The following is a 13,013-nucleotide window of genomic DNA, read 5'->3' on the forward strand; positions in this document are numbered from 1 at the left end:
GCCGCGGCTAGGAAGTAATCAGCTTGCACTGAACCTATCCGCTAGCGCCCGGGAAAATCAATCCTCCCCGGAGCCCGATCCCTGTAGAGCTCAGTCCGCCAGCATTTCCAGCGTGCTCTCGACCGCCGAACGCAGGCCCTGCGGGTCCGGTCCGGCCCTGAGGATTTCCCGGCTCGAAGTCGCCAGCACATTGCCGTAGGCCCGGCCGAAGGTGCGGCGCAGGTCCGCGCCGGTGGCACCCTGGGCACCGAGACCGGGCGCCAGGACCGGTCCGTTGAGCGCGGCCAGATCCAGGCCCAGCTGCGCAGGCGCGTCGGCAACCGTGGCACCCACTACGAGGCCGACGGACCCCAGCGTGCCGTCGCGGTCCGCGGCCGCATTGTCAGCTGACGCGGCCTCCACAATCCGGCGGGCAACGGAATCCGCGCCGCCGGCATGCTGGACGCTGGCACCTTCGGGATTCGACGTCAGGGCCAGCACGAACACGCCGCGCCCCGTCCCGGCAGCCAGATCAAGGGCCGGCCGCAACGACTCGTAGCCCAGGTACGGGCTCAGCGTCACGGCGTCCGCGGCAAGCGGCGAGCCGTCCGCAAGCCAAGCGTGGGCGTACGCGGCCATGGTCGAGCCGATATCGCCGCGTTTAGCGTCGGCAATAGTCAGCACCTCGGCCGCCGCTGCGGCGGCGAGAAGCTTCTCAAGGGCCGCAAGGCCGCGCGAACCGTGGCGCTCGAAGAGCGCCACCTGCGGCTTGAGCGCGGCAACGCCCTCCCCCACCGCCTCCAGCACGGTGAGGGAAAAGCGTTCCAGCCCATCGGCGTCGTCGTTCAATCCCCAGGATTCCAGCAAGGCCGGATGCGGATCGATGCCCACGCACAGCTGTCCGTGTTTCTGCATGGCGGACCGCAGCCGCGTCCCGAAGGACGCGGCAGATCCGGCAGCGGCGGCGTCAGGCATCGACGGCGGCCTTCAGCTTCAGGGCGTGCTCCTGCAGGCTGGTGACGTCCCACTCGTACTGGCGCATGGCTTCGATGGCCTGGATCGCCGCGCCGAATTCGGACACGGTGGTGATGACCGGGGTGCCTACGGAGGTTGCGGCGGCGCGGATCTCGTAGCCGTCGCCGCGTGCCTGTCCGCCCGAGGGGGTGTTCAGGATCAGGCCGATGGCACCTTCGGTAATCAGATCCACAATGGTGCCTTCGCCGTCGGGGCCGCGGCCTTCGGCGACCTTGCGCACGGTGGTGGACTGGATGCCGTTGCGCCGCAGCACTTCGGCGGTACCTCCCGTGGAGAGGATTTCGAAGCCCAGATCTACCAGCAGCTTCACCGGCATGATGATGGAACGCTTGTCCCGGTTGGCCACGGAAACGAACACCTTGCCGGACGTGGGCAGGGCACTGTTGGCGGCGGCCTGGGACTTGGCGAAGGCAGTGTCGAAGTACTTGTCGATACCCATCACTTCGCCCGTGGAACGCATTTCCGGGCCGAGCAGCGAGTCCACAACCGTGCCCTCGGGAGTGCGGAAGCGGTTGAAGGGCAGCACGGCTTCCTTCACGGCCACCGGTGCATCCAGCGGCAGGGTGGAGCCGTCCCCCGTCTCCGGCAGCATCTTGTAAGCGGTGCGCAGCTGGTGGATAGTCACGCCGGTGCCGATCAGCGCGGCGGCCTTGGCCAGCTGGACGCCGGTGGCCTTGGACACGAACGGCACGGTGCGGGAGGCACGCGGATTTGCCTCGATGACATACAGCACGTCCGAGGCGAGGGCGAACTGGATGTTGATCAGGCCGCGCACGCCGACACCCTGGGCGATCGCGAAGGTAGCCTCGCGGACCCGTTCGATAACGGAGGTGCCGAGCGTGATCGGCGGCAGCACGCAGGCCGAGTCGCCGGAGTGGATGCCGGCTTCCTCGATGTGCTCCATGATTCCGCCCAGGTACATGTCCTTGCCGTCGTACAGCGCGTCGACGTCGATCTCAATGGCGTCTTCGAGGAAACGGTCTACCAGGACCGGGTGGTCCGGGGTAATTTCCGTGGCGTTGGCGATGTAGCGCGAGAGGTTGGGCTCGTCGTAGACAATCTCCATGCCGCGGCCGCCCAATACGTAGGACGGGCGGACCAGCACCGGATAGCCGATTTCGTCGGCGATCTTCTTGGCTTCCTCGAAGGAGACTGCGGTCCCGTTCTTCGGGGCTACCAGACCGGCCGCGTCGAGCACCCGCTGGAAGGCACCGCGGTGCTCGGCCAGGTCGATCGCTTCGGGCGACGTGCCCAGGATGGGGATGCCCGCATCGGCCAGCGCCTGCGCCAGCTTGAGCGGCGTCTGGCCGCCGAGCTGGACGAAGACGCCCATTACACCGCCGGTGCGCTCTTCGGCCGCAATGACCTCCAGCACGTCTTCGAGCGTCAGCGGCTCGAAGTAGAGACGGTTGGAGATGTCGTAGTCCGTGGAGACCGTTTCCGGGTTGCAGTTGATCATGACCGTCTCGTAGCCGGCGTTGCGCAGAGCCATGGTCGCATGCACGCAGCTGTAGTCGAACTCGATGCCCTGGCCGATCCGGTTCGGGCCCGAGCCGAGGATGATCACGGACGGCTTGGCGTGCAGCTCGACCTCGTCCTCCTCGTCGTAGGAGGAGTAGTGGTACGGCGTGTAGGCGGCAAATTCCGCTGCGCAGGTGTCCACGGTCTTGAACACCGGGCGGATGCCCAGGGCGTGCCGCACGCCGCGCACTACCGCCTCGGCGGTGTTGGTCAGCTTGCCGATCTGCTCGTCCGAGAAGCCGTGCCGCTTGGCGAGGCGCAGGATCTCCTCGGTCAGGGCCGGCGCGTTGCGGATCTCGGCGGCGATCTCGTTGATCAGCTGCAGCTGGTCCAGGAACCACGGGTCGATGCCGGTGGCTTCGTACAGCTGTTCCACGGTGGCGCCGCCCAGCAGGGCGCGCTGGACCTGCGACAGCCGCTCGGTCGTGCCGGTTTTGGCCTTTTCCAGCAGTTCCGGAACCTCGAAGTCATTGACCGGATCGAAGGTCAGCTGCGCGTCCTTCTGCTCCAGGGAACGCAGAGCCTTCTGCAGCGCTTCGGTGAAGTTCCGGCCCAACGCCATGGCCTCGCCGACGGACTTCATGGTGGTGGTCAGCGTCGGATCGGCCGCGGGGAACTTCTCGAAGGCAAAACGCGGGACCTTGACCACAACGTAGTCCAGCGTCGGCTCGAACGAAGCCGGCGTCTTCTGGGTGATGTCGTTGGGAATTTCGTCCAGCGTGTAGCCCAGGGAGAGCTTGGTGGCGATCTTGGCGATCGCGAAGCCGGTTGCCTTCGACGCCAGCGCCGAGGAGCGCGAAACGCGCGGGTTCATCTCGATAACGACGACGCGGCCGGTATCCGGCTCGATCGCGAACTGGATGTTGCAGCCGCCGGTATCGACGCCGACCTCGCGGATCACGGCAATCGAGATGTCGCGCAGCCGCTGGTATTCGCGGTCCGTCAGAGTCAACGCGGGGGCCACGGTGATGGAGTCCCCGGTGTGCACGCCGACCGGATCGAAGTTCTCGATGGAGCAGACGACAACCACGTTGTCGTTCTTGTCCCGCATCATCTCGAGCTCGTATTCCTTCCAGCCCAGGATGCTCTCTTCGAGCAGGACCTCGCTGGTGGGGCTGTACTGGATGCCGGCACCGGCAATGCGGCGCAGGTCCTCCGCGTTGTAGGCCATGCCGGAACCGAGACCACCCATGGTGAAGGACGGCCGGACCACCATCGGATAGCCCAGCTCATCGGCTGCCTTGAAGGCTTCGTCCATGGAGTGCACGATGATGGACTTGGCTGACTCGGCGCCGCAGCGTTCGACGACGCCCTTGAACTTTTCGCGGTCCTCGCCGAGTTCGATGGCTTCGATGTTGGCACCGATGAGTTCGACGTTGTACTTGTCCAGGACGCCGTTCTTGTCCAGCGCGATGGCCGTGTTCAGCGCGGTCTGGCCGCCCAGGGTCGGCAGCACGGCATCCGGGCGCTCCTTGGCGATGATCTTCTCCACAACCTCGGGAGTGATCGGCTCGACGTAGGTGGCGTCGGCGAACTCGGGGTCCGTCATGATCGTGGCCGGGTTGGAGTTCACCAGGATGACCCGCAGGCCTTCCTCCTTGAGTACCCGCAGGGCCTGCGTGCCGGAGTAGTCGAATTCGGCGGCCTGTCCGATGACAATGGGGCCGGAGCCGATAACCAGGACGCTTTTGAGGTCTGTTCTCTTAGGCATTAGTTTTCTTCCTTGGCGTCGCTGGCGACGGCGACAGTCGTATCGGTGTCTGCAATGGTTGCTTTGGAGACGTCGGCAGCATCCGTAGTGCCGGGATTCTTCTTTTCGTCCGCCATCAGATCAATGAAGCGGTCGAAGAGGTAGGCCGAGTCGTGCGGGCCGGCCGCGGCTTCGGGGTGGTACTGGACCGAGAAGGCAGGGATGTCCAGGCAGGCCAGGCCCTCGACGACGTCGTCGTTCAGGCTGACGTGGCTGACCTCGACCCGGCCGAAACGCTCTTCCGGCGCCCGGGTGACCCCATCGGTGGGAGCGTCGACGGCGAAACCGTGGTTCTGGGAGGTGATCTCCACTTTTCCGGTGCGGCGGTCCATTACCGGCTGGTTGATGCCGCGGTGGCCGTAGCGCAGTTTGTAGGTGCCGAAGCCCAGGGCCCGGCCCAGTATCTGGTTGCCGAAGCAGATGCCGAAAAACGGCATACGGGCGTCCAGGACATCCCGCAGCATGCCCACCTGGGTGTCAGCGGTGGCAGGGTCGCCGGGGCCATTGGACATGAACACGCCGTCGGGATCCACTGCCTGGATGTCTGCCAAGGTCGCGGTGGCGGGCAGCACGTGGACCCGGACGCCGCGTTCGGCGAAACGCTGCGGAGTCATGGATTTGATGCCCAGGTCCAGTGCGGCGATGCTGAAGCGCGGTTCGCCCTCCCAGCCGTGGTCTGCCGGCTCAACCACATAGGCAGCGTCGATGCTGACCTCCTCGGCCAGCCGGGCACCTTCCATCGGAGCCTGTCCGTTGACCTCGGCCAGCAGTTCCGGCATGGGCCGGGCGGCTTCCTGGCCGGAGAAGATTCCGGCCTTCATGGCGCCGCGTTCGCGCAGGTGCCGCGTGATGGCCCGGGTGTCGACGCCCTGGATGCCGACGATGCCCTGTTCGATCAGTTCCTCGTCCAGACTGCGCTCGGAGCGCCAGTTGGACGGCCTGCGGGCGGCGTCGCGGACAATGTAGCCGGCAACCCAGATCCTGCGGGACTCCGCGTCCTCGCGGTTGACGCCGGTGTTCCCGATGTGCGGAGCGGTCTGCACCACCAGCTGGCGGGCGTAGGACGGGTCCGTGATGGTTTCCTGGTAACCGGTCATGCCGGTGGCGAAAACCGCCTCTCCCAACGCTGTACCCTGGGCACCGTAGCTGCGTCCACGGAAGGTGCGGCCGTCTTCAAGAACCAGCAGAGCTGCATTCGAGGAAGTTGTTTGATGATCTGTCACTGTAGTTCCTAGTCTTCGTCAGGTGCAGCAGTAGGTAGGTAAGAGTTCAGGTGGGCCAGGAGCGGCTTTTTCTCCTCGGCGTGGCGGTTGCGGAACGCGGTGTCCACGTCCTTGCCGCCCAGGTTCCAGGTGATCACGGCCAGTCCGTCTTTCTCCACGAACTTCCCGATCATCCCGCTTTCGGACCGTACGGCCCTGATGCTTCCGGCCGGAATGTAGACATCCGTGGCACCGCGTCGTTCGAACAGCAGTCCGTGGTCGTAGAGGCGCAGCAGGGCGCCGGAGCGGATTCCCAGGCCATGGACCGCGAGGCGGTCCAGCCAGTCCCCCGCCGTCGTGGTCACGACGTACTGCCCGTCATACGCCGCGCAAGGATTATCGACGTCGTCCGGAATTTCGGGCAGCGGGGCGATGTCCTGCTGCCGCTTGAGCCTGCTGCGCCAGCCAACAAAAACCAGCGCCAGCAGGACGATGATCAGGCTCAGTGTGAGGAGCCCGGGGCCAAGGTATTCCACTGACGCTACTCCCCCTCTGCGGTCCGCGGGGTGTTGAGGCTCCCGTCCAGAACGGTGGGGTGGCCCTGGTAAAAGGTCGCCACCACGCGGCCCGGCAGCTCCCGGCCGGCGAACGGCGAGTTGCGTCCCATGGTCGCCATCTTGTTCGGCTCAACCGTCCAGCGTGCCGCCGGGTCGATCAGCGTGATGTTGGCTGCAGAGCCGGCTTCCAGCGGCTGGCCCTGGTCCTGCAGCCGGCCGATCCGTGCCGGCACCAGGGAGGTAATCCGGGCGAAGTCGTCCCAGCCGATCAGGCCCGACTCGATCATGGTGTGCTGGACCACGGACAGCGCGGTCTCAAGACCGGTCATGCCCATCGCGGCCTGCGCCCACTCGCATTCCTTGGCCTCGCTGGGATGCGGGGCGTGGTCGGTGCCGATGATGTCGATGGTCCCGTCGGCCAGTCCCGCCCGCAAGGCCTGCACGTCTTCATCGGTGCGCAGCGGCGGGTTCACCTTGTAGACCGGGTCGTAGCTGCGGACCAGTTCGTCCGTGAGCCACAGGTGGTGCGGGGTGACCTCGGCCGTAACCTTGATGCCGCGCTGCTTCGCCCAACGGATGATCTCGACGGAACCGGCGGTGGAGACGTGGCAGACGTGCAGCCGGGAGTCCACGTGCTGGGCCAGGAGCACATCGCGGGCAATGATGCTTTCCTCGGCGACGGCGGGCCAGCCGGTCATGCCGAGCACGGCAGAGACATCGCCCTCGTTCATCTGGGCCCCGTCCGTCAGCCGGGGTTCCTGGGCGTGCTGGGCGATAACGCCGTCGAACGCCTTGACGTATTCCAGCGCCCGGCGCATCAGTACCGGATCGTGGACACAGATGCCGTCGTCGGAGAAGACCCGGACGCGGGCGCGCGAATCGGCCATCGCCCCGAGTTCGGCCAGCCGTTCACCGGCCAGTCCGATGGTCACGGCTCCGACCGGACGGACATCTGTCCAGCCGGCCTTGCGGCCCAGGGTGTAGACCTGCTCGACGACGCCGGCAGTGTCCGCTACGGGCGAGCTGTTCGCCATCGCGTGGACGGCGGTGAAACCACCAAGGGCCGCGGCGCGACTGCCGGTCTCCACGGTCTCGGCGTCCTCACGTCCGGGTTCGCGCAGGTGGGTGTGCAGGTCCACCATGCCCGGCACAGCCACGAGGCCTTCGGCGTCGATCACGGTGGCACCGGCGGCGCTGAGCCCGGTGCCGGTTTCGGTGATGACCCCGTTGCGGATCAGCAGGTCGGTCGCGGCTCCGCTGCCGATTGCGGCTCCCTTGACCAGAAAGGCCGTAGCTTCATGTGGTGCTGTAGCGGTCATCGCTGGGCCTCCTGGATAGTTGCGGGTGCGGTGTGGGTCTCGCCGGAGAGGAGCAGATAGAGGGTGGCCATGCGTACTGAGACGCCGTTGCGAACCTGCTGCAGGACCGTGGAGCGGGGCGAGTCCGCTGCGGCTGCGGATATTTCCAGTCCGCGGTTCATCGGACCCGGGTGCATGATGATCGTGCCCTTGAGTCCGTGGGAATCCAGCGCTTTGAGCCGGCTGTCGTCGAATCCCCAGCGCCGCGAGTATTCCCGGGTGGACGGGAAGAACGCGGCGTTCATGCGTTCGCCCTGAAGCCGCAGCATCATGACGGCGTCCGGGCCGGTTGCCAGGGTCTCGTCCAGGTCGTAGCTGACGGTGCAGGGCCACTTCGCGACGCCTACTGGAAGCAACGTGGGCGGAGCGACCATCGTGACATCGGCCCCCAGGGTGCGCAGCAGCCAGAGGTTGGACCGCGCCACCCGGGAGTGCAGCACATCGCCGACGATGGCCACCTTCATGCCGGACAAATCCGTGCCGAGGGAGGCCGTTCCGTTGATGCGCGCCCAGTTGCGGCGCATAGTGAACGCGTCCAGCAGCGCCTGGGTGGGATGTTCGTGCGTGCCGTCGCCCGCGTTGACCACGGCAGAGTCGATCCAGCCCGATGCCGCCAGCCTTGCCGGTGCGCCGGAGGCCCAGTGCCGGATAACGACGGCGTCGGCCCCCATCGCTTCGAGCGTCTGCGCGGTGTCCTTGAGCGACTCGCCCTTGGACACGGAGGAGCCCTTGGCGGCGAAGTTGATCACGTCCGCCGACAGCCGTTTGGCGGCCGCCTCGAAGGAGATCCGCGTACGCGTCGAGTCCTCGAAGAAGAGGTTGACTACGGTACGGCCGCGCAGGACGGGAAGTTTCTTGACCTCGCGGTCGGACACGGCGGCCATTTCTTCGGCGGTATCCAGAATCCGTACGGCGTCGTCCTTGCCGAGGTCTTCGGTCGAGAGCAAATGCCTCATGCGGTGCGGTCCTCGATCACTACTTCGTTGACAGGCCGGCCGTCCACGGTGTCCGTCTCGGCCAGATGCACCCGCACCTTTTCGGCCGAAGACGTCGGCAGGTTTTTACCCACGTGGTCCGCGCGGATGGGCAGTTCGCGGTGGCCGCGGTCCACCAGGACCGCGAGGCGGACGATGCGAGGGCGGCCCAGGTCGACGAGCGCGTCGAGGGCGGCGCGGATGGTCCGGCCCGAATAGAGCACATCGTCGACGAGCACCACGACTTTATCGTCGATGCCGGTAGCGGGAAGCTGGGTGGGCAGCGGAGCCCTGGTCGGCTGGCGCTTGAGATCATCACGGAACATTGTGACGTCCAGCTGGCCGGCAATGTCCTCGGCTTTCACACCGGGATCGGTGGCCGCAATCTTGGCGGCAAGGCGTCGGGCCAGCGGATAACCGCGGCGCGGAATGCCCAGCAGAACAAGATCCTTGGATCCCTTGTTCGCCTCGAGAATCTCATGGGCTATACGAGTGAGGGCGCGGTCGATGTCCGCTTCGGCAAGAACTACACGGGCTGCTTGCGGCGATGGCGCCGCGGCTGACGTGCTCATATTGTTGCCTCCTCCTTCCCCGCCTCACAGGACGGATTTAAAGGCTGGTTGCGTAGTCAAAACTATCACAGGGCCGGGGGCGGACAGCCCAAAAACACCCGAAGGTGGCCCCCATCACGGGGACCACCTTCGAAGCTGGATCAGGACTGCCGGCAGCTGCCGCCGATCACGCCAGCAGGGTCGGCTTCAGTTGCTGCAGCCGACCGAGAAGACCGTTAACGAACGACGGCGATTCATCCGTTGAGAGCGTCTTGGCCAGTTCGACTGCCTCGCTGACTGCCACCCCGTCCGGAATATCATCGTTGTACAGCAGCTCCCAGGCGCCCACCCGCAGGATAATGCGGTCCACGCTGGGCATCCGTTCCAGCGCCCAGCCTTGGGAGTAGGTGGTCAGGAACTCGTCGATCTGGCCCTGCATGGCTACGACACCCTCCACGATGTCCACCGTGTAAGGGTTGATGACCTGATCCGTTTTTTCGCGGCGGTCGCGAAGCGCGTCGAACGCCGAAACGGAGCGCTGCTCCGCTTCAAACAGAACATCGACGGCGCGGCGGCGGGCTTTGCCACGTGCGGAAGTGGGTGCACTCACTAGTCGTTAACACGTCCCAGGTAATCGCCGCTGCGGGTATCGACCTTGACCCGGGTGCCGGTTTCCAAGAACAGCGGAACCTGGATCTGGTAACCGGTTTCGACTGTCGCCGGCTTGGTGCCGCCGGTGGAGCGGTCGCCCTGCAGGCCCGGCTCGGTGTAGGTGATTTCCATGGTCACGGAGGCCGGCAATTCGATGTACAGCGGCGTGCCGTCGTGCATCGCAATGTTGACCTTGATGTTTTCCAGCAGGAAGTTCTCGTCATCGCCGACAACGGGGCCCGGCACGGTGACCTGGTCATAATCCTGCACGTCCATGAAGACGAAGTCGTCGCCGTCCTTGTACAGGTAGGTGTAGTCGCGGCGGTCAACCGTAGCGGTCTCGATCTTCAGGCCTGCGTTGAAGGTCTTGTCCTGGATCTTGCCGCTGACAACATTCTTGATCTTGGTGCGAACGAAGGCGCCGCCCTTGCCCGGCTTGACGTGCTGGAACTCGATGACGTTCCACAGCTGGCCGTCCAGCTTCAGCACGGTGCCGTTCTTAATGTCGTTGGTTGTCGCCACAGTTTCTCTTTCGTCGATTCAACTTGTGTGTGGAAAGTTCATCGGTAATTCTACCTGCTGAGCGCAGACCAACTATTCGGCGATCTCCTGGTACGCGGCGAAGAGCAGCGAAGTGTCGGGAACATCGAGGATTGCCGGCTTTTCCAGAGCGTCCAGGACAACGAACCGCAGCAGGTCTCCGCGGGCCTTCTTGTCCCGCTTCATTCCGTCCAGCAGCGCCGCCCAGCGGTCACGGCGGTAAGTGACCGGCAGCTCCAGGGACTGGAGGATCCGCTTGTGCCGGTCCGCTGTTTCATCGTCCAGGCGGCCTACCATCCGCGAGAGCTCGGCGGCGAACGTCAGCCCAACAGAAACCGCTGCCCCGTGACGCCAACTGTAGCGCTCTGCGAGTTCGATGGCATGGCCCAGGGTGTGGCCGTAATTGAGGAACTCCCGGCGGCCGGCTTCCTTCAGGTCACTGGAGACTATCTCCGCCTTGACAGCGATTGAGCGCTCCACCAGCTCCCGCACCACAGCCGATTCGGGGTCTGCGACGGCCTCCGGCGCTGCCTCGATGAGGTCAAGAATGGCGGCGTCAGCGATGAAACCACATTTGACCACTTCCGCCATGCCGGTGAGCAGCTCGTTCTTGGGCAGGGTAGCCAAGGCGTCCAGGTCAGCGAGCACTGCCGCCGGCGGATGGAACGCGCCGACCAAGTTCTTGCCTTCGGACGTGTTGATGCCGGTCTTCCCGCCGACCGCGGCGTCAACCATGCCAAGCAGGCTCGTGGGGATGTGGACCACCCTCACGCCACGCAGCCAGGTAGCGGCAACAAATCCGCCCACGTCGGTGACCGCGCCGCCGCCCACCGTGACGATGGCGTCGGAGCGGGTGAAATCGTTCTGCCCCAGCACCTGCCAGCAGAAGGAAGCGACCTGAATGTGCTTGCCCTCTTCGGCGTCGGGAATTTCCGCGGTCAACGCGGTGAATCCGGCCGCGTCCAGATCCTGGCGCACCGCATCGCCGGTGGCACGAAGCGCGCGCGGATGGATGACCAGCACCCGGCGCACACGCTCGCCCAGAATGCCGGGCAGCCGATCCAGCAGGCCATTGCCCACAACGACGTCGTAGTTTTCGTTCGGGGAGCTGCCGGTGACCTTAATAACCTTTGGCTCGCTGATCGGGTTCGTCAACTGTTTTGCCTTTCGTTGAGCAGTGTGGAAAGTTCTTCGACCAGCTCTGCTTGTGATTTGTTCCGCGTGGTCAGGACCAGGTCCGCCAGCTTCAGATACGTTGGCCGGCGGCGTTCGGCCATCTCGGTCCAACGGGCCGCGGCGTCCCCCGCCAGCAGCGGGCGGCCGGTGTCCCGGCGGATCCGCGGAAGCACTGTCTCCAGGTCGGCATCCAGAAACACCACACGGCAGTTGGCCAGCAACTGCTGGGTGCCGGTGTCGAGTATCGCTCCCCCGCCCAGCGAAATCACGCAGGGATCGCCCGCAGCGGTGAGCAGCGCAGCAACTTCACGCGCCTCGATTTCACGGAAGCCGCGTTCACCTTGGGCACTGAAGATCGAAGGAATGCTGCCGTGTTTGGCCACGATTTTCTTGTCGCTGTCGACAAACTGAAGACCATGACGGGCTGCAAACAACTGGCCCACCGTGGATTTGCCTGATGCCATCGGGCCGATCAGCACCAGATGGCGGTCTAACGCCATAGCCATGGAGTCGGGCACTAGCTGCCGATCGAATCCAGCGATTCCGGAATAGCCTCAATGAAGCTGCGCATGTTACGTGCCGTCTCTGCTACCGAATCGCCGCCGAACTTCTCCGTAACCGCCTGCGCAAGCACCAATGCGACCATGGCCTCGGCGACTACGCCTGCTGCCGGAACGGCGCATACGTCGGACCGCTGGTGATGGGCCTTGGCGTCTTCTCCGGTGCTGACATCGATGGTCTTCAGGGCGCGGGGGACGGTGGCAATGGGTTTCATGGCAGCGCGCACACGGAGTGTATCGCCGATGCTCATGCCGCCCTCGATACCGCCGGCGCGGTTGGTCGAACGCACGATGGTGCCGCTGGAGTCGCGGACGATCTCGTCATGGGCAGCCGAACCCCGGCGGCCGGCGGTCTGGAAGCCGTCACCGACTTCAACGCCCTTGATCGCCTGAATGCCCATCAGCGCCGCGGCGAGCCGGGCGTCGAGGCGGCGGTCCCAATGCACATAGCTGCCCAGCCCCGGCGGCAGGCCGTAGGCCAGGACCTCGACAACCCCACCCAGGGTCTCGCCCTCCTTGTGGGCGGCGTCAACCTCCTGGACCATGGCCAGCGAAGTCTCGGCGTCGAAGCAGCGCAGCGGATCTTCGTCCAGCGCAATCACATCGGAGGGAAGCGGTACCGGACTTTCCTCGGGAACGGCAACCCGTGCAATCGACACCGTGTGGCTGACCAGCTCGATGCCCAGGGCCTTCAGGAAATTGGCGGCCACGGTGCCAAGGGCTACCCGGGCAGCGGTCTCGCGGGCGCTGGCGCGTTCCAGGACAGGACGGGCTTCATCGAACCCGTATTTCTGCATGCCGGTGAAATCCGCGTGGCCGGGACGCGGACGCGTCAGCGGCGCGTTGCGGGCCAGTTCGGCCAGCTCCACGGGGTCAACCGGATCCGCAGACATGATCTTTTCCCACTTGGGCCACTCGGTGTTGCCCACCTGGATGGCCACCGGGCCGCCCTGGGTACGTCCATGCCGGACGCCACCGGTGATGGTGACGGCGTCTTGCTCAAACTTCATGCGTGCGCCGCGGCCGTAGCCGAGCCGGCGTCGAGCCAGGGCCGCCTGGATGTCGGAGCTCTTGAGCTCCACTCCGGCAGGGACGCCTTCAATAATTCCAACCAGGGCCGGACCATGGGATTCACCGGCAGTTAACCAACGCAGCATGG

12 protein-coding genes are annotated in these 13,013 nt (G+C 65.4%); all 12 read right to left on the reverse strand.

Annotation, left to right across the window (positions count from 1 at the left end; all coding sequences use genetic code 11):
• Positions 1–90 precede the first annotated feature (90 nt).
• Positions 91–954 (reverse strand): orotidine-5'-phosphate decarboxylase, encoded by an 864-nt coding sequence (gene pyrF / locus AC20117_RS19030; protein WP_074702266.1) that lies wholly within the window; start codon positions 952–954, stop codon positions 91–93.
• On the reverse strand, positions 947–4,246 hold the full coding sequence (gene carB / locus AC20117_RS19035) for a carbamoyl-phosphate synthase large subunit (protein WP_074702265.1): 3,300 nt from the start codon (positions 4,244–4,246) through the stop codon (positions 947–949). Before carB ends, pyrF begins: the two co-directional genes overlap by 8 nt.
• Positions 4,246–5,508, reverse strand: a complete 1,263-nt coding sequence (gene carA / locus AC20117_RS19040; RefSeq protein WP_074702263.1) for a glutamine-hydrolyzing carbamoyl-phosphate synthase small subunit — start codon at positions 5,506–5,508, stop codon at positions 4,246–4,248. The genes carB and carA overlap by 1 nt, the downstream gene beginning before the upstream one ends.
• An 8-nt stretch (positions 5,509–5,516) precedes the next feature.
• Positions 5,517–6,023 (reverse strand): PH-like domain-containing protein, encoded by a 507-nt coding sequence (locus tag AC20117_RS19045; protein WP_074702262.1) that lies wholly within the window; start codon positions 6,021–6,023, stop codon positions 5,517–5,519.
• A gap of 5 nt (positions 6,024–6,028) precedes the next feature.
• Entirely contained in the window at positions 6,029–7,363 is a 1,335-nt protein-coding gene (locus tag AC20117_RS19050) for a dihydroorotase (protein ID WP_074702260.1), read from the reverse strand.
• Positions 7,360–8,358 carry an aspartate carbamoyltransferase catalytic subunit gene (locus AC20117_RS19055; RefSeq protein WP_074702259.1) on the reverse strand — a complete coding sequence of 333 codons (999 nt, stop codon included), beginning with the start codon at positions 8,356–8,358 and terminating at the stop codon, positions 7,360–7,362. The genes AC20117_RS19050 and AC20117_RS19055 overlap by 4 nt, the downstream gene beginning before the upstream one ends.
• Positions 8,355–8,948 carry a bifunctional pyr operon transcriptional regulator/uracil phosphoribosyltransferase PyrR gene (gene pyrR / locus AC20117_RS19060; protein WP_074702257.1) on the reverse strand — a complete coding sequence of 198 codons (594 nt, stop codon included), beginning with the start codon at positions 8,946–8,948 and terminating at the stop codon, positions 8,355–8,357. Before pyrR ends, AC20117_RS19055 begins: the two co-directional genes overlap by 4 nt.
• A gap of 166 nt (positions 8,949–9,114) precedes the next feature.
• Complete coding sequence (nusB, locus tag AC20117_RS19065; protein ID WP_074702256.1) at positions 9,115–9,537, reverse strand: transcription antitermination factor NusB; 423 nt, start codon at positions 9,535–9,537, stop codon at positions 9,115–9,117.
• Entirely contained in the window at positions 9,537–10,100 is a 564-nt protein-coding gene (efp, locus tag AC20117_RS19070) for an elongation factor P (protein ID WP_074702254.1), read from the reverse strand. Before efp ends, nusB begins: the two co-directional genes overlap by 1 nt.
• 72 nt (positions 10,101–10,172) lie before the next feature.
• Positions 10,173–11,261, reverse strand: a complete 1,089-nt coding sequence (aroB, locus tag AC20117_RS19075; protein ID WP_074703406.1) for a 3-dehydroquinate synthase — start codon at positions 11,259–11,261, stop codon at positions 10,173–10,175.
• 8 nt (positions 11,262–11,269) lie between these two features.
• The gene (locus AC20117_RS19080; RefSeq protein WP_236777374.1) at positions 11,270–11,794 is read right to left on the reverse strand and encodes a shikimate kinase; all 525 of its coding nucleotides are present in this window, start codon (positions 11,792–11,794) and stop codon (positions 11,270–11,272) included.
• 17 nt (positions 11,795–11,811) lie between these two features.
• Positions 11,812–13,011: a chorismate synthase gene (gene aroC / locus AC20117_RS19085; protein WP_074702253.1), complete on the reverse strand. Its 1,200-nt coding sequence runs from the start codon at positions 13,009–13,011 to the stop codon at positions 11,812–11,814.
• Positions 13,012–13,013 lie beyond the last annotated feature (2 nt).

It is taken from the genome of Arthrobacter crystallopoietes, assembly GCF_002849715.1.
Classification (GTDB): Bacteria; Actinomycetota; Actinomycetes; order Actinomycetales; family Micrococcaceae; genus Crystallibacter; species Crystallibacter crystallopoietes.

What these genes read in the sequence shown, in the direction of transcription:
- AC20117_RS19080 (WP_236777374.1), bottom strand. Translation starts at nt 11,794, where the DNA reads ATGGCGTTAGACCGCCATCTGGTGCTGATCGGCCCGATGGCATCAGGC.
- pyrR (WP_074702257.1), bottom strand. Translation starts at nt 8,948, where the DNA reads ATGAGCACGTCAGCCGCGGCGCCATCGCCGCAAGCAGCCCGTGTAGTT.
- aroC (WP_074702253.1), bottom strand. Translation starts at nt 13,011, where the DNA reads ATGCTGCGTTGGTTAACTGCCGGTGAATCCCATGGTCCGGCCCTGGTT.
- AC20117_RS19055 (WP_074702259.1), bottom strand. Translation starts at nt 8,358, where the DNA reads ATGAGGCATTTGCTCTCGACCGAAGACCTCGGCAAGGACGACGCCGTA.
- pyrF (WP_074702266.1), bottom strand. Translation starts at nt 954, where the DNA reads ATGCCTGACGCCGCCGCTGCCGGATCTGCCGCGTCCTTCGGGACGCGG.
- carB (WP_074702265.1), bottom strand. Translation starts at nt 4,246, where the DNA reads ATGCCTAAGAGAACAGACCTCAAAAGCGTCCTGGTTATCGGCTCCGGC.
- AC20117_RS19050 (WP_074702260.1), bottom strand. Translation starts at nt 7,363, where the DNA reads ATGACCGCTACAGCACCACATGAAGCTACGGCCTTTCTGGTCAAGGGA.